The organism is Psychrobacter sp. ANT_H59 (assembly GCF_008369225.1).
GTDB classification, from domain to species: domain Bacteria; phylum Pseudomonadota; class Gammaproteobacteria; order Pseudomonadales; family Moraxellaceae; genus Psychrobacter; species Psychrobacter cryohalolentis.
Genome location: NZ_VOBE01000003.1, coordinates 365,086 through 382,383 on the forward strand (window position 1 = coordinate 365,086; position 17,298 = coordinate 382,383).

Sequence of the window (17,298 nt, forward strand, 5' to 3'; positions counted from 1 at the left end):
ATAACCACTAAAACATTTATTGAATTTTGAGCCTTCCATGAGTGACATGATTGTCTTAAACGATGTGACCAAGAGTTTTTTGAGTGACCGGTCTATAAAAGATAAAAACGGCAAGCCGCATTGGTTTACTGCTGTCGAGCCGACGTCACTAACCGTCCAGCAAGGTGAGATTTTTGGCTTGATGGGCTATTCAGGTGCGGGTAAATCAACACTTTTACGCCTGATTAATTTGCTTGAACGTCCTGATTCAGGTCAAGTGATTATCGATGGTACAGACCTGACTTCTTTGTCTGCCAGTGACTTGCGTATCGCCCGTCATAATATCGGTATGATTTTTCAGCAATTTAATCTGATGTCTAATCGCACCGTCTTTGACAATGTTGCTTTTAACTTAACGGTTGCAGGCTACCCTCGCGCTGATATTCATAAGCGTGTCATGGATTGTCTAGAAATCGTTGATTTAATCGACCGCGCTAGCCACTATCCTGCGCAGTTGTCAGGCGGACAAAAACAGCGTGTTGGTATCGCCCGTGCGATTGCGCCAAGCCCAAAAGTACTCCTTGCTGATGAGCCAACCAGTGCGCTCGACCCTGCCACTACGCGCAGTTTGTTGACTTGCTTGCGTGATATCAATGAGCAGCTTGGCGTCACTATCGTCATTGTAACTCATGAGATGAGCGTCATTCGCAGACTATGTGACCGTGCAGCCTTGTTACATCAAGGACAATTGCTCGAAGTAGCAGACATCCGCGATGGTCTCATTCAGGCCACCACCCCAATTGGCAAAGGCTTAGTCCACGAAGACTAATGAGGCAGGAGAAATAAACATGATAACTGGTGCAGAATTATCCGCCTCGATAGACAAGCTACTCGCCCTGCGTAAAGAGATTTGGCAGGCATTTTTAGATACTTTTATTATGCTTGGTATCTCAACGACAGTTGCCATTCTTATCGGTGGTCTGTTTGGCGTCTTCTTATTTTTATCCAGTGATCGGCAGTTTTTACAAAATAAAACGCTCTATGCTGTACTTGGTGGCATCACAAACTTTATGCGTGCCTTTCCATTCGTCATTTTGATGATTGCCATGAGTCCCTTTACCAAAGCTATCGTCGGTACTGGTATTGGTCCTATCGCCGCATCATTGGTGCTTGCAATTGCTGGCTCATTTTACTTTGCACGCTTGGTTGAGCAAAACTTACGTGAAGTGCCGCGCGGTATTATTGAAGCAACTGAATCGATGGGCGCCCGTCCCTTTACCATCATCAAAGTACTGCTTAATGAAGCACGCTCTGGCTTGGTCTTGTCCGTGACTATCCTTTGTATCAGCTTGCTCTCTTTTTCAGCAGCGGCTGGTATGATTGGCGGCGGCGGTTTGGGTGATTTGGCAATTCGATATGGTTACTATCGTTATCAGACTGAGGTGATGGTATTCATCGTCATTATGCTGTCAATCATGGTCATCGGTATTCAAGCCTTAGGAAATTGGGTCGCGACTCGATTAGATAAACGTTAAAAACCTGTGATCACTTGGCTCATTGAAGTTAGATATTGATGACTGAGTGATGCTTGATATGAATAGTTTACAGGGTCTAATGCTGATTCATCCTAAGCAAATGCTTGACTTTGTAACTGATTCCCTTTAATTTTGATACTATCTTAACACTCGTTAACTTAGCAGCATTACTATTCATAATGTTGCTTTTTTAATGCGGTTTTTTAATTCTATTTTTAATCTCAGTATTTTATCCTTTGACTCCTACCCTTATTAAGGAAGTTCCATGAAATTAACAGATATCAGCCGTCAAGTAGCGACTGCATTTGCTGCTGTTGGCGTATCAGGCCTAGTGTTGGTCGGTTGCAATAATTCATCAGCACCAGAAGCCACCAAAGAGCCAGTTACTGAAGGCGCAACCGAAACTACCAATACAGAAACCACTGCTACCAGTGATATTGATCCTGAACATAGCAAAATCGTCATTGGTACGACCGAAGGTGACTTTGCAGATATGGTTCGTAATCAAGTAAAAGGTTCATTAGAAGCACAAGGCTATGAAGTTGAACTGGTAACCTTTACTGATTATGTCCGTCCAAACGTTGCGTTAGCAGATGGCGATTTAGACATCAACATTTTTCAACATAAGCCTTATCTAGATACCTTCAAAAAAGAAAATAACCTTGATTTGGTAGAAGTCTTCCAAGTTCCTACTGCCCCATTAGGTATTTACGCTGGTAAAAAAACCAAAATCGAAGACGTTTATAAAGGTATGAGCGTTTCTGCGCCTAATGACCCGAGTAACTTTGCTCGCGCATTAGTCATGATGAATGAGCTTGGCTGGATTACGCTAAAAGACAATATCGATCCATTGACTGCCTCAAAAACTGATATCGCTGATAATAGCAAATACGACATAAAAATCGTTGAGCTAGAAGCGGCGCAGTTGCCTCGTGCGCGTGACGAAGTAGACTTTGCCATTATTAACGGTAACTACGCGACCGATTCAGGTATCAAGCTGACTGAAGCGCTATTCCAAGAGCCAAGCTTTGCTTATGTAAACTGGTCTGCTATCAAAACTGCGGATAAAGACAAAAAATGGGTAAAAGACGTCACTAACGCTTATAACTCAGATGCCTTTAAAAAATATGCTCACGACAGCTTCCCTGGCTATAAATATCCAAAGATTTGGGGTGCTGACACTACAAGTAGCGCACCTGTAGAAGCTGCTGCTAAATAGTCATTACTAGTTAATAGATTTAATACGACTCATCTATTCAAATGATTCTGTTTTAAGTAATAACAAAAATCCCATTATTGATAAATAATGGGATTTTTTTGATCTTTATTTTAGTAATGATAAGCAAAAAATAGTTTAAATGACGTTACAGCCTGTTTGTCGTTTGTAGGAAAGCGTCACCTGCCCTTTCACTTACCGCCATTTCTTTCTATAGTGGTTAAGCTTATTAGAGATTGAGAACATTATGTTTCTGATCAAATACTTTATTTAACTATAAAAGCTATTAGTAGATCACAAAAAAGACAAGGATAATAATATGCATGCTAAAACTTATAACATTCGCACCGCTGGACAAGCGAACATTCCGGTACTCGGACTGGGTACGTGGCAATCAACGGGACAAGACTGTATTGATGTCGTCAGCCAAGGTCTAAGAATGGGCTATGAACACATTGATACGGCTCAAGCATATGGCAATGAAGTCGAGGTTGGTAAAGGTATTAAGCAATCAGATGTCGCTCGCGATAAGTTCTTTTTAACGACCAAGATATTCCCTGATGACATGAAGTTTGAGCCAGAAAAACTTATTGCCGCTGCTAAGCGCTCGTTGGAAAATCTAGATACCGATTACGTTGATTTACTGCTGCTACATTGGCCTGATGATCGTGTGCCCTTATCTGAGACCATCCCCGCGCTTTGTGAGCTGCAAAAACAAGGGCTGACTCGTAATATCGGTGTATCTAACTTTAATATTGCTAACATCATTGAAGCCAAGAGATATGCTGACGTGCCGATTGCGGTCAATCAGGTTGAGTTTCACCCCTTTATTAAGCAAAAAACTTTGCAGACCTTTTTAAACAATCACCATATTTTATTGGAAGCGTATTCGCCGCTTGCCCGCGGAGATGTTTTTGATCATAAAATCATTAAAGACATCGCTGATAAACACGGTATCACCGCCGCACAAGTTTCGCTGGCGTGGATTCTAGCCGATAAGCACCGTATTGCGATTCCAAAAACGTCTAATCCTGAGCACTTACAAGGCAACTTAGATGCCATCAAAGTAGAGTTGAGTGCGGATGAACTTGAGAAAATCGGCAGCTTAGCACGTAGCGACGGGCGTAAAATTAAGCATCCAGATTATTCACCAGAATGGGACGATTAATAAATAACTCATACTTATTTAAGTATTAGGTTCGCCAAAAAAAAAGCCAGTGTTAAGATATCGCTGGCTTTTTTTATGTTTAACGCTTTTTACGATAATTATCGTTTATTGTTGCCAGCGCAATTACTGCTGTAAAGTCTTGGTCTCATGAATTTTTTCAGCAGGATTGTATTGCTCAGAAGAAGGAACTGCACCAATGCGATTATTTTCTTTCATCGATTTAGCAACTTCTGGCGGCATATAGTTCTCATCGTGTTTTGCCAGCACTTCACCTGCGACAAAGGTATCGCCTTGCATTTTACCCGTCGCGACAACACCTGAGTTCTCAGCGAACAAATCTGGCAAAATACCTTGATAAGTCACGGGGACGGTCGATTGAAAGTCTGTGATGGCAAATTCAACGCTCAATGGGTCGTTTGGCGCACGCTGTACACTACCAGCAACCACCATACCACCAGCACGAATACGTTTGTCTTGTGGCGCTTCACCTTGCGCAATGGCAGTCGCGTCAAAGTAGTAGTCGGTCTGTTGCCCTATAGCATAAATCACCAACACTACGGCTATGGCTGCCCCTGCAAGCGTAAACATAACCCACATCAGTTTTTTACGACGAACTGCGTTCATACTACTACCTCATTGATGAGTCGCTGTTTTAGACATTATCCATCTATAAAACAGAAAATATTAAAGAAACTACCATTAGAAAAACGTCCTAAAAATGTCTTTCTAATCGTACTCTTCTAATAACTATATGGTAGCATTTTATGAATAACTCAATAAGGTTACCCACCTTTATAGAAATCCTTTATCTGCTCATTTATGTATCAGCGCAATGTATCAAATCTAGATATTAAGGGTATGAGATAAAATGATTTCTAGTGAGTATTTTTAGTCACCGGTGTTGGCGTTTTGGTCGTGCGCTGTGCCTGACGGGCTTGTTGAATCGCCAGCTGCTTAATAAGAGCTTGTCTTTGACGACGGCTATAAAATACAAAAGCCAGCATCATGCCAACGGTAATCGCCCAGCATGACCAGACAAAAACGCCATGCTTACCCATTGCAATAAACTCAGAAAAACTATAAAAGTAAGGCTGCATCATATTTTCCTAGCGGTTATTTGGTTTGCCCACGGATATATTCTTTGACCCATGCTTTACCTTGGTCACGATGCAAGATTAAAGTGTTGGTACGGTAAATCGCTAAGGTTGCGACCAACAGGTAACTACCAATAATCATCAATAATAACGGCAGCCACATATCTGCTGACATCTTAGGTGCCGCAGTCAAGGTAAAGGTCGAGCCTTGGTGTAAAGTATTCCACCACTCTACTGAATACTTAATAATCGGCAGATTCACTGCGCCAACGATAGACAAAATAGCGGCAGCTTTACCGCGATTCGCCGTATGTTCAAAGGCGGCAAACAATGCCATCACACCTGCATATAGAAATGCCAAAATCAGCATCGATGTCAGCCGCGCATCCCAAACCCAGTAGGTTCCCCACGTAGGTTTTGCCCAAATAGAACCCGTCAGCAAACTAATCACACACAATAAAAACCCCAGAGGAGCAAGTGCCTGCGCCACAAGGCTGGCGGTCTTGATTTTCCAAACTAAGTAAATTACCCCAAGTACCGCTAAGGAAAAATAAATTGAAATAGCAAGGCTTGCTGCCGGTACGTGGATAAAGATAATACGATAGCTATTACCTTGTAAGTAATCAGGCGGCGCAAAAGCCAGCCCCCAGATACTGCCAATGAGCAAGCAAAGACTTGCTAGTATCGCCAGCCACTTGACCCAAGGCGAAAAGATGCGAAAGAATTCCTTGGTACCCACCGTGGTCAGGAAAACTTGCCAAATACGTTGCCACAGGCTAGGAGATGAGACATTATTTAGGTTGGGCATGGAAATAAACCTATTACGCAGCTAGTGATTATCAAGTTAAACGCATGATTCATACAATTATCCGCTAACCTGCTGGCGTTAAACGCTGGATAGAATCTACACGTGAGTGTGTGTTTAATAGACTATTATAGCAAAGTTGCCAGTTTTCATCATGTTGTTAATATAAAAGGCTTTAATAAGAGAAGGAACACCATGCCAGTGTAAACTTTAATTCAACCACGACATTTTTAACGTCATAGCAATCACCCATGGCATCACTAACACTGAGATAATACTACCTGCCAGCAACAACGCCAAAATAGGCAGACCATTAAGACCCGTAGCAAATAAATCAACCGCACCGGTGGCAAAAATCAATACCGGCAACTGCATCGGCAAAGCGATTAAAGGCACTAGCACAGCGCCATTCTTCAATGATAACGTCAAACTACTAGCAACCGCTGACAGCATTAACAGCATCGGACTACCCGCAACAATTGATGCCATCAATATCCATGCCTCAAACCAACTCAGCTGAAATAAAGGCACAGCAAGCAAACTTAATGCGGCCACAATACCACTGCTAAAAATCCAGTGAATCACCAAACGGATAAGCACCCATAACGGCAGCGACGCTTTGGCGACAACCAATTGCGCCAATGTGCCATTATCAAGCGCCGGCTTAAACAAACCATCAACGCCCATCACTAATGACAATAAAGCAGCAATCCACACCGCCGACACCCCAAGGCGCTGTAATAGTGCAGGCTCGCTTCCAACCGCTAGCGGAAACAAGGTAATGATTACTAAAAATAGCACCAAAGGATATAACCACTGCACTGCCCCTTGCTGCTTGACCTGCCATTCGCGGCGCCACAGCTGCATAAAACTGATACTACGCACATCAGCCATATGAGCATTTAAACTGGAATTTACGGTTTGTTTTCGAGTATCTGACTCTATCATTTATTTGCTCTTCCACTGATGCCTATCGCATTTATACTGACAATGATACTGATAGCGTTATACCATGTAATCGGACAAATCGAGCACTTGATTGGCAACGCCGACTGCTTGGTGACTGGTCATTAATATCGCCCCGCCTTCATGAGCAAAATCGCGCAATCGATCTTCCATGCGGACTACCATATCAACATCGAGTGCGGTGAATGGCTCATCAAGTAACCATAATGGCGTCACTTCAGGCGTCAGTAAATATAACCGCGCAAGGGTAATTCTTCGAGTTTGACCCGCGGATAAATGACTTGAGCTTATGGTTTCAAACCCTTGTAATCCTACCCAAGTGAGGGCGTCATCAATATCAGCAGCGCTTGGTGTGATACCATATAAATTCAGCAAAAAGGTGAGGTTTTGAGCAACGGTGAGATTGGGATGAATGCCCAATTGGTGCGATACATACAAAGGCTGAATCGGTAAACGAACTGCCCCTTGATAATAAATCTCACCTGTTAGCACCGGCAATAATCCAGCCAGTTGCATAAGTAACGTGGTCTTGCCGGTACCATTGGCACCAATTAGATGGCAAATGCTGCCTGCAGACAAATTGAGTGACACCCCTTCACATAGAGGGATTTCACCACGCTGAACGGTCAGCTCATCAAGCGCAAGTAAGGCGGTATTCAGAGCCGTCATTACAACCTCTCATTATTTATTGACCCGCAGTCAATATTCATCACAAACCAAGACGATGTTCGTGGCATAATACTTTATGCCCCATAACCATACAGTATAACAAATTGTCGATTACTATGACCTCAAAACCTATGCAGACTTCAAAAGATATTCAAACCCCAAATACGCCTATGCTAACGATAAACAGCTTAATTGATGCACAAGTCACGTTTATGCAGCAATGGTTACGTAAGCAAGCTGAACCGCTGAGCATGGAAGCTTGGCAGTGGCTTGGTGCGCAGCCATTAGCTAAATATATCAGTAGCGATGATTTACAGCGCCTACTTAATGATTGGCTATTAGACCATCCTTTAAGCGAGGTGATGCGTGCCGATATTCGTGATATCTTGCATAGCATTATTTATCATCCAGCCAATAACAATGTGCCGTTATCAGAGCTTATTGATGATACACAAGTTGAAACGCTAGCGAGCTATGTCGGCAGCCATGAGCAGCAGCGTAATATCTTGATTCATACCTTGGTTGGCAACGATACATTTGCAGATTTGTTGACCCAAACGCTATACCACGCCATCAACGACTTTATGGAAAATACGCTAGAAAAAGCGGGCGGTGTTGGCAAACTGATGAAGCTTGGGCGCAGCTCATTTGAGAAGGCAACCAACAGAAATCTTGATGAAAAATTGCAGACTTACCTACATCGTAATATTAAAGATTTAGCGCATCGCGCAGAAGCCAATGCTCAAGAACATTTATCCAATGAAGAGGTGTCGCGATTATTGGTCACTGGTTGGGCGCGCATTAAAGAGCAGCCGATTAGCCATCTCCAAACCTATTTACGTGATGAGCCTAATAATAGCAGTATCGATCATATTGAAGCCAGTATTCAGCAGAGTTACAACCGCTTACGCATCTCCCCTTATTTACATAGCCTTGTAGCAGCAAGCGTTGATACTTGGTATCGCAACCATCAGTCCGATACCATAGCACAGGTGGCAGAAAGCTTACATATTAATGAGGCAGCAATGATGCAGCTGTCCACTACCCTAATGCCTATCATCAATGATGCGTTTGAAAGCGAATGGTTGACCGCGCATCTGCGTGAAATGCTACAAGCGTTTTATAGCCAGCCCAATATCAAAGACAGTTTGAGTTTCAGCAACCAGTAATTTATTTTTGCCTGCTTCTTTATCTGTACTTTTTCTTAATCTTTATATTTCATTTGTTGGTTAGCACACTATTTATGAGTCAACGTAATAAACTCAGCTTATGGCAAAAAATGACGCAGTTGCTAACCACATCCACTGTGCGCTCTGTTATTGAGAAGATCAAATCGTCGAAGGATTTGACAAGCGCTGACTTTGATGATGAGATTGATAGTCAGGTGAGGGCTTCACATGTAGCTACTGACAATGTTAGTACGGATAATGTTGATACTAATCATGAAGAAACTGACTCTAACAATATTGACAGCACTGTCAGCGACAAAAATGCCCCTAGTACAGACGCAAATGTCACCGATAACATCGATAATACGAATAAACCTATCGATGTTGAAACCGATATTGATACAGCTATTGGCAAAGATTTCGAAAATAGTGCGGAGCAAAAAAGTGAGAGCGACTTATCCATTGTCGATTATCTAAAGCAATACTTCGATGATAAAGGGTGGCATTATAATCATTATCAGCCCAAAGCAAAAGACAGCCAAAAATCTCATTATTTGTCTTTAAGAATGCGCAATAAGCAGCTCGATTGTGGTTATCTGTTTCGAGTACAAGAAAAAAATAAACTGCTGGCAATCTATGGTATTTTGCCATTTTTGATACCAGAAAGTCATCAAAGTGCCGCTATATTACTCATTACTCAAATCAACTATGACATGATGGTTGGCAATTTAGAGATGGATATCAATGATGGTGAGATACGCTATAAAAACGCCATTGATGTTGAAGCGGTCGGACTTGACGACGATATCCTTGAGCATTTATTGCAAAGTATCATTGCCATGACGACGGTTGCTCATGAGATATTTAGTGATTTGGTCAATAACCAATACCCTGCTGAAGAATTATCCGATCTACTTTTGCAGCTACGCCAACAATCCGATTCAAGAACCTTCTTTTTGCCCACTCAATTTGTACAGTGAGACTGGATTTTTTCCCAGTGAAACCATCAGCTCAAACTTACTATGTTAGACAACCCTCTACTCAGAAAGCCTTTAATACGATATTAAAAATACTATGTTAAAAATTGCCTACTCTGATATTTTTCGTTATTCAGTACCCGAAAAACATCGTTTTCCAATGCAAAAATACACCATGATTCCTGAGCGCTTATTAGCGGAAAAGACTATTAGTGCGAATAACTTTTTTGCGCCCACACGCTTAAGCGAAGATGAAATCTTAACGACGCATACTGCTGACTATTGGTATCAGCTTAAGACCCAAACGCTACCAAGAAAAGAAGCGCGAGCGATCGGCTTTGAGATGACGCCTGAGTTAGTAGAGCGTGGGCGCTATATTGCTCACGCGACTTATGAATGCGCGCTTTTTGCACAGCAATACGGCGTCGCGATGAATGTCGCTGGCGGTACCCATCATGCCTTTGCCGATCATGGTGAAGGGTTTTGCGTCTTTAATGATGTCTGTGTCGCGAGCAATTTACTATTAAATCGCGGACAAGCACAAAGGATATTGGTCGTTGATTTAGACGTCCATCAAGGCAACGGCAATGCCAGTATCATGACGAATGAGCCACGGGTTTTTGTGTTTAGTATGCATGGCGCAAAGAACTATCCATTTCGTAAGCAAGTATCAGACTTAGATATTGAGCTAGATAATGATACTGGTGATGAGCAATATTTGCAGATTTTAGCGCAGACCTTGCCAAGACTGATAACGGATTTTGTACCTGATATGATTTTTTATCAGTCGGCGGTTGATGTACTAGCGACGGATAAATTAGGCAAGCTAAGTTTAACCATAAAAGGCTGCAAGGCGCGTGATGAATACGTCCTACGGCAAGCCAAAACTGCCAATATTCCAATCGCTATCGTCATGGGCGGTGGTTATTCAGAAGATATTAATGATGTGGTTGAAGCGCATTGTAATACCTTTCGACTGGCGCAGCAGATGTTCTTTGATGAGGCGACTGACTAAAATTTAGCATCAATTCTACTCTCTCTTGTGCTAAGCCATAAACGACATAATCCCCTGCCAGCCGATACGTATACCAAGTACTGTGAGGATCACTAAGATAAGCTGACGAAAGCGTGCTTGTGGTAAATAACGTCGCAAGCGGATACCGACTAAGAGCGCGGTGATTGACATGACACTAAGTAAAGCAATCAGTTGCCATTCACCACTGCTTAGTGCCATGATAGGCTCACGCAATACAATGATTTGGGCAATTTTACCCAAGAAATAGCACATATTGCCGACTTTAGCGATAGTATGCTTATCATTGCTTGCAGACAATAAATACATCATCAATATGGTCGACATAGCATTGGTCGCGCCGCCAATTACGCCTGCACTAAAGCCAACGATGATTAACACAGGCTTGGTAGCAGGTAGACGAAGTTGCTTACCAAGCAAGCTGCTTATGACGTAAAAACCAATAACGGCTGCCAATAACAATAAAATATATGCGCTATCGACCCATAGTAAGAGCTTCGCGCCTAAAATACTACCGAGTAAGCTGGTCAATGCCAGTAACCAATAGCGCCTGCCATAATAGATGAAATTTTGCCAAATCGTGCGACCACCACCTGCCAGCCAAGTCATCGCATTGAGCAATAATGAAGGGAAAATGACTAGCACTATGGCATGGGGTAACGGGTAAATACTGGCAAGTGCAGTGGTGGTGACCAAAGTCACACCCAATCCGCTAATACCATGTAGCAATGATGCCAGCGCAAAAATTGCAATCAGTAAAAACGTCTGGGTACTATCGCTACCCACCATGTCCATCATATTTTCCCTGTCGAAGATATCATACGCGGCTGGCTACTTATGACTATACAATTAGCCATTCAAACGTTGCACCAAAGTCTGGCCAATGATGCTCACTAATTGCTCAGCTATTCTATCCTTACTCGCTTTATCAAGTATGATGCTATCGTGCTCATAATGTGTTGAGAAAAAAACCTCCATTGCATTGTCATCACTGGCAAAGCCGATATCAGCACGTGAGACGTCATTGCAAGCAATCAAATCTAAATCCTTAGAAAGCAGCTTACCACGAGCATAACGTTCAACATCTTGAGTTTCTGCTGCAAAGCCAACGACAAATAATTCTGGGTGAGCAAGCGAAATCGTCGCTAAAATGTCAGGATTTTTCACCAAGCTTAGCGTCATCGAATCTTGGGTTTTTTTAATTTTTTGTGGTGCCGCCTCTTCCGTTCGATAGTCAGCCACCGCAGCGGTGGCGATAAAGATATCAGCGACTTTTATATGATCATCGATGCCATGCTCATGTGTTCCTAGCTCTTGCTCTTCATGCCCGTGTGCTTCATCGCAGTCACAGTCGCCATGATGATGATCATGGTGATGATGATTATGACTGTGCTCGTGCATATGATCGTGAGAATGATCATGTTCATCTTCAACCATATACTGTAGTACACTATGCGTGCCTGTCACACACTGCTGCGCGACCGTCAACATCTCTTTAGCTGACAATACATCAATGCGTGTGACATTGAGCGGTGTTGGCAAAGCAACTTTGCCACCAGCAATCAAGATAACGTCTGCACCAGCAGCAACACAGGCACGCGCCAAAGCAAAACCCATTTTCCCCGTAGAATGATTAGACAAATAACGCACCGGATCAATGGCTTCAACGGTCGGTCCTGCGGTAATCACGACTCTTTTACCTGCCAATAACTGAGGCGTCGTCTGCATTGCTTGAAACAGTAAAATTTCTTCTAATAACTGTTCAGGCTCAGGTAAGCGTCCTGCACCCACATCGCCACAAGCTTGCTCACCACTAGCAGGCGCAATGATTTGGTAATTCATATCACGCAAGGTTTGCACGTTTAAGTTAACGGCAGGATGCGCCCACATCTGTTGATTCATCGCAGGCGCGATAATGACTGGCGCTGTCGTTGCAAGACAGACCGTGGTCAGTAAATCATCTGCCATACCCATTGCCAGCCGCGCTAACGTATTGGCAGATGCCGGCGCGATGACCACAAGGTCTGCCCATTTTGCAAGCTCGATATGACCCATGCCCGCTTCCGCTTTTTCATCGAGTAACGAGATATGCACCTCATTACCCGTCAAAGCTTGTAGGGTTAGTGGAGTGATAAAAGCCTGTGCACCTGACGTCATAACGACGCGCACCTCAAAGCCTGCCTTGATTAATAGACGGGCAAATACAGCAGATTTATAAGCGGCAATACCGCCAGTGATAGCAAGCAGGATATTTGACATAAGCGTGGCATCAGCAAAAAATTGAAAGATAAAATTGCGCTTATAGTAGCAATTATGCGATAAGTTAGGGAAAGTTTTCTAAATTTATCTCGTCGCAAGTGCATATTAAGGAATAAGCATGGCAATCAAAGACTGGCATGAGGATGATAGACCGCGTGAGAAGCTATTAAAATTTGGCGCCGCGCACTTATCCGACGCTGAGATATTGGCGATATTTCTGCGCACGGGCACACAGTCGCAGTCAGCCATTGAGCTGGCTCGCCATCTGATCGAGCAATTTGGTAGCCTAGCAGAGCTGTTAGCCGCGCCACAAGAAACTGTCCTTGCTTGTCACGGCATCGGTCCTGCCAAATACGCGCAGATACTCGCCTCACTTGAGATGGGCAGACGCTATTTGGACAGTCAGCTTAAAACGGGTAAAGGACTTGGACGCTCGCAAATGGTCAAAGACTATATCAGCACTCAGTTGCGCAGTGAGCCGCGAGAAGTGTTTGCTGTGCTATGTTTGGACAATGCCTTGAATCTAATCAATTTTGAGATATTGTTTACAGGCGGTATCTCTTCTTGCTCCGTCTGTATCAAGCACGTGCTGCGTCATGCGTTAAGCCATGCTGCAAGCCAGCTCATTATTGCTCACAACCATCCGCATACCGACGCTAAGCCATCAACGGCGGATAACTTGTTAACCTATGAGCTCAAAAAAGCTTGTGATCTTATAGATTTGTCTTTGATTGACCATGTCATCGTTGGGCGCAATGAGACTTTATCTTATGCTGAAAACGGTTTAGCGCCTTTTAACTAACGTTTAATGACTCGCATTTGGTTATATACACAAATCTTGATACATATTATCGACACAGCGTAGCGTTTTCGCTCTTGATAGTTATAAACAACTGTTTCATATTGGTAGTTAACTTCATTTTTGGGAGAGCCTTTATTCCCGATGCGAAGTTTTTATTTTATATCGGCTCTATTTGAAATCACTAATGTCAAAAAACTAAAACTATTTTTCACTATAAAAAAGGAAGCTTGGAATATAAAACAACAATCATAGTTATTTCAAACTTTCTTATTCACTTATATTTTAACGCTTTTTTATTAAGCGTTGCAAAGGAGGCAGTTATGGCCATTGGCTTATTTATTTTGGCAGTCATCATTCAATTAGCCATGGTCTTGGCCATCTTTTTGTTATCATTATCGCGTGTCACAGGCAGCATCGTTGCTTTAATCACTGTCCTCGTTACTGCTTTCATCAGTCCATGGTCGCTTATCCTAGGTCTGCCTATTGCCCTACTTTGCCTAGTGCTGCTTATTACCCCTATTCGTCAAAGCCTGCTTACCAAGCCTGTCTATAAAGCGTTGGGCGGTGCCATGCCAAGTATGAGTGACACAGAGCGTGAGGCACTTGATGCAGGTACTAGCTGGTGGGAAAAAGAGCTGTTTATGGGCGCGCCTGATTGGGATACGTTTGCAAAATACCCCTATCCAGAATTGTCAGAAGAAGAGCAAAGCTTTATAGATAATGAAGTAGAAGTGCTCTGTGCAATGCTTGATGAGTGGAAAATTCATCATGAAGATAAAGAATTATCACCAGAGGCGTGGCGATTTATCAAAGCCAATGGCTTTTTGGGTTTAATTATTCCCAAAGAATATGGTGGATTAGAATTTAGCTCATATGCCCAAAGTCGCGTGATGAGTAAGATTGCCTCACGCTCGCCGACTGCTGCAGTGACCTGTATGGTACCAAATTCACTCGGTCCTGGTGAGCTGTTGATGCATTACGGTACCGATGAGCAAAAGCAGCGCTGGCTACCGGGTCTAGCGAAAGGTGAAGAGGTTCCGTGCTTTGGCTTGACAGGTCCAGAAGCGGGCTCTGATGCCGGTGCGATTCCGGATACTGGCGTGGTTTGTTATGGCATGCATGAAGGTGAGCAAGTGCTGGGCCTGCGCATGAATTTCTCTAAGCGCTGGATTACTTTAGCCCCTATCGCAACAGTAGTAGGTTTGGCATTTAAAATGCATGACCCTGAAGGTTTACTTGGTGATCTTGAAAAAACCGATTACGGTATTACTTGTGCGCTGGTGCCTGCCAGCCACCAAGGGGTCATTATCGGTCCACGCCACAATCCAATCGGTTCGCCATTTATGAATGGGACAGTCGATGGTCAAGATGTCTTTATACCGCTAGATTATATTATTGGTGGAGTGGAAAATGCAGGACGCGGCTGGCGTATGTTGATGGAGTGCTTGGGTGTCGGTCGCGGAATCTCATTGCCTGCCCTATCGACTTCTGCCAGTGAAATGAGCTATTTGTCGGTTGGTGCCTTTGCAAAGGTTCGTGAGCAATTTAAGATCTCTGTCGGCAAATTTGAAGGCGTGCAAGATGCTACCAGCCGCATTGCCAGTAATACTTATATGTTAGAAGCTTTTAGGCATCTGGTGACTTGTGGTCTAAACCAAGGTGGTACGCCATCAGTGATGACAGCAATGGCAAAATACTATGCCACTGAGACCATGCGTTCAGTGATTAATGATGGTATGGATGTCGTTGGTGGTCGCGCAGTACAAATGGGACCGCGCAACTTTTTAGCAATTCCTTATCAAGCGATCCCAGTATCAATTACCGTTGAGGGCGCAAATATATTGACGCGCTCATTGATGATTTTTGGTCAAGGGGCGATGCGCTGTCACCCTTATCTATTCGATGAGTTGCAACTATTACAAAGTGAAGATAAAGAAGGCGCACTCAAGCAATTCGATAATTTATTCTTTAAGCATTTGGGCTATACTTTTAATCGGGGTGCGAAGGCGTTCGTCGCAGGCTATGTTGGTGGCAGCAATGATGCGCCAAATTTTGCGGATAATTTTACCCGTCCCTATTACAAAGACATTAACCGCTTAAGCGCAGGCTTTGCTTTAACTGCTGACATGTCTTTAGGGTTATTGGCTGGTGATTTAAAACGCAAAGAGATGCTATCTGGGCGCTTAGCAGACATCCACTCTCATCTATTTATCTGTACAGCTATTTTGCAGTTTTATGAATATGGCAGCAAATCAGTCGCTGAGCGCTTGCATGCTGAAGTGGCGTTAAAAAATAGCCTTTATACTATCCAAGAAGCATTCCTATCTTTATTTGCCAATTTTCCAAATCAGTTTGCAGCCAAATTAGTGAGCTTTGTGACTTTTCCCAGTGGTCGTATCTTTGCCCCAGTGAGTGATGAATTAAAACGCCAACTGGGTGATACGTTTATGGATGACTTTGAAGCAAATCCCTTCCGCGACTATCTTAAAACCATGGTCTATTATAATACTGAGCCGGATGATGTCACAGGGCGTATGGAGCATGCTTATCAAATACTGCTCGAAGTCGAACCCTTATGGCAGAAATTTAAAAAAGCAGAACATAAAGACAGTTTTGAAGGTTTAACTTTTGAAGATCATGTGGTCTATGCAAGTCAAAATGGCGACATTACTGAAGAAGAAGCTGAACAGTTAATAACCTATAATTCGATACGCTATGATTCCTTATTGACCGATACATTTGATAAGCATTTATCAAATGTGCAAGAACGTGCTAACCCACACAGTTTAGAGAACGCTGTACATAGGCTAACTGACTATGCTGAACTAAAAAGCGATGCTCAGTTAAAAAACAATGCTCAGTTAAATCAGGCATTAAACCCTGATAATCTGCAGCAGACCTCTGAGAATATCGCATCAGTTGATTCAATGCCAGACAATAACCAACCAACAGGAGATACTAACCCTGATCATGGTTACGAAAATGATGGTGATGTAAAAATGGTCAATGAACAAGATACTGCCAAGGAAATTAATGCACAGACTGATTTTCAGGATTCACATCCTGAAATAGAAGCCTTTGGCTCGCGTCACCGTGATGCAGCATCGCATCTAAATGAACGTATGAGTTATAACCATAGATTAAACAAAGATAAATTTGCTAGCACAAGTAGCGAGCAAGACAATCACGAGCAGCAAAGAGAAACCAGTGACCCTATATGGAAAGATGGTTTGCGCCGTGACGAAAACGACAATGTCTAACTAGGATTGATCTACCTATCGCCATTTATCTATATTGATTGAAGCAAGTGAGATGGTCTCATCAGAGTCATCTCGCTTTTTTATTTTACCGCTCATATTATTTTTTTATGCTCCTTCAACAACGCTTCATTCAGTCAAATGCATATGAATTTTTGACAGATAAAAAACCCAAACATACTAATATTGTAATGTCACGTTATTTAAGTCATAAAAAAATCTTGCAGTCTCCCTAACTATTCTTTTATATTGTCCCCCAAAATCTGACTTAAAGGTCAGTTCATATATTTATAGACGTCACAGCAACCGTCATGACAGCAATCTTGCACTCATATTGAGCGCGCTATTGTGTCTATTGCTGTGCGTAAC

At 42.9% G+C, this 17,298-nt stretch carries 16 protein-coding genes; 9 read left to right on the top strand and 7 right to left on the bottom strand.

The genetic code is table 11. The features are described 5' to 3' along the window. Positions 1-37: 37 nt before the first annotated feature. The 4 genes from FQ083_RS07195 to FQ083_RS07210 all read left to right on the top strand — a co-directional run bounded on the left by FQ083_RS07195 (position 38) and on the right by FQ083_RS07210 (position 3,898). A complete protein-coding gene (locus FQ083_RS07195) occupies positions 38-808 on the top strand; it encodes a methionine ABC transporter ATP-binding protein (RefSeq protein WP_188004083.1) in 771 nt (256 codons plus the stop codon). 19 nt (positions 809-827) lie between these two features. Then, on the top strand, positions 828-1,514 hold the full coding sequence (locus FQ083_RS07200; protein ID WP_011514421.1) for a methionine ABC transporter permease: 687 nt from the start codon (positions 828-830) through the stop codon (positions 1,512-1,514). Between the two features lie 265 nt (positions 1,515-1,779). After that, positions 1,780-2,733: a MetQ/NlpA family ABC transporter substrate-binding protein gene (locus FQ083_RS07205; protein WP_149409365.1), complete on the top strand. Its 954-nt coding sequence runs from the start codon at positions 1,780-1,782 to the stop codon at positions 2,731-2,733. A 316-nt stretch (positions 2,734-3,049) separates the two neighbouring features. Further along, positions 3,050-3,898 carry an aldo/keto reductase gene (locus FQ083_RS07210; RefSeq protein ID WP_133104765.1) on the top strand — a complete coding sequence of 283 codons (849 nt, stop codon included), beginning with the start codon at positions 3,050-3,052 and terminating at the stop codon, positions 3,896-3,898. 123 nt (positions 3,899-4,021) lie between these two features. On the opposite strand, the gene ccmE is transcribed toward FQ083_RS07210, so the two are convergent. The 5 genes from ccmE to ccmA form a co-directional block, all read right to left on the bottom strand. Beyond that, positions 4,022-4,522, bottom strand: coding sequence for a cytochrome c maturation protein CcmE (gene ccmE / locus FQ083_RS07215; RefSeq protein ID WP_020444259.1), 501 nt, complete (start codon positions 4,520-4,522; stop codon positions 4,022-4,024). Positions 4,523-4,773: 251 nt separating this feature from the next. Then, positions 4,774-4,995: a heme exporter protein CcmD gene (gene ccmD, locus FQ083_RS07220; protein WP_011514425.1), complete on the bottom strand. Its 222-nt coding sequence runs from the start codon at positions 4,993-4,995 to the stop codon at positions 4,774-4,776. A 16-nt stretch (positions 4,996-5,011) separates the two neighbouring features. Further along, positions 5,012-5,800 (bottom strand): heme ABC transporter permease CcmC, encoded by a 789-nt coding sequence (gene ccmC, locus FQ083_RS07225; protein WP_149409366.1) that lies wholly within the window; start codon positions 5,798-5,800, stop codon positions 5,012-5,014. A gap of 207 nt (positions 5,801-6,007) precedes the next feature. Beyond that, positions 6,008-6,691, bottom strand: coding sequence for a heme exporter protein CcmB (locus FQ083_RS07230; RefSeq protein WP_149409424.1), 684 nt, complete (start codon positions 6,689-6,691; stop codon positions 6,008-6,010). Between the two features lie 111 nt (positions 6,692-6,802). Beyond that, positions 6,803-7,432, bottom strand: coding sequence for a heme ABC exporter ATP-binding protein CcmA (gene ccmA / locus FQ083_RS07235; protein WP_149409367.1), 630 nt, complete (start codon positions 7,430-7,432; stop codon positions 6,803-6,805). Between the two features lie 131 nt (positions 7,433-7,563). Here ccmA and FQ083_RS07240 point away from each other — a divergent pair, with 131 nt between their 5' ends. The 3 genes from FQ083_RS07240 to FQ083_RS07250 all read left to right on the top strand — a co-directional run bounded on the left by FQ083_RS07240 (position 7,564) and on the right by FQ083_RS07250 (position 10,593). Then, positions 7,564-8,601 (top strand): hypothetical protein, encoded by a 1,038-nt coding sequence (locus tag FQ083_RS07240; RefSeq protein WP_262880947.1) that lies wholly within the window; start codon positions 7,564-7,566, stop codon positions 8,599-8,601. A 74-nt stretch (positions 8,602-8,675) separates the two neighbouring features. After that, on the top strand, positions 8,676-9,581 hold the full coding sequence (locus FQ083_RS07245; RefSeq protein ID WP_149409369.1) for a YbjN domain-containing protein: 906 nt from the start codon (positions 8,676-8,678) through the stop codon (positions 9,579-9,581). 94 nt (positions 9,582-9,675) lie between these two features. After that, the gene (locus tag FQ083_RS07250; protein WP_149409370.1) at positions 9,676-10,593 is read left to right on the top strand and encodes a histone deacetylase; all 918 of its coding nucleotides are present in this window, start codon (positions 9,676-9,678) and stop codon (positions 10,591-10,593) included. A gap of 30 nt (positions 10,594-10,623) precedes the next feature. Here FQ083_RS07250 and FQ083_RS07255 read toward each other — a convergent pair whose 3' ends face one another. Together FQ083_RS07255 and coaBC are read right to left on the bottom strand one after the other, a co-directional pair. After that, positions 10,624-11,409: a sulfite exporter TauE/SafE family protein gene (locus tag FQ083_RS07255; RefSeq protein WP_149409371.1), complete on the bottom strand. Its 786-nt coding sequence runs from the start codon at positions 11,407-11,409 to the stop codon at positions 10,624-10,626. Positions 11,410-11,460: 51 nt separating this feature from the next. Continuing rightward, positions 11,461-12,870: a bifunctional phosphopantothenoylcysteine decarboxylase/phosphopantothenate--cysteine ligase CoaBC gene (coaBC, locus tag FQ083_RS07260; RefSeq protein ID WP_149409372.1), complete on the bottom strand. Its 1,410-nt coding sequence runs from the start codon at positions 12,868-12,870 to the stop codon at positions 11,461-11,463. A gap of 118 nt (positions 12,871-12,988) precedes the next feature. Between coaBC and radC the strand changes: the two genes are divergently transcribed. Beyond that, positions 12,989-13,672 (top strand): RadC family protein, encoded by a 684-nt coding sequence (gene radC / locus FQ083_RS07265; RefSeq protein WP_149409373.1) that lies wholly within the window; start codon positions 12,989-12,991, stop codon positions 13,670-13,672. A gap of 320 nt (positions 13,673-13,992) precedes the next feature. Then, positions 13,993-16,932, top strand: a complete 2,940-nt coding sequence (locus tag FQ083_RS07270) for an acyl-CoA dehydrogenase (protein WP_149409374.1) — start codon at positions 13,993-13,995, stop codon at positions 16,930-16,932. Positions 16,933-17,298: the final 366 nt, after the last annotated feature.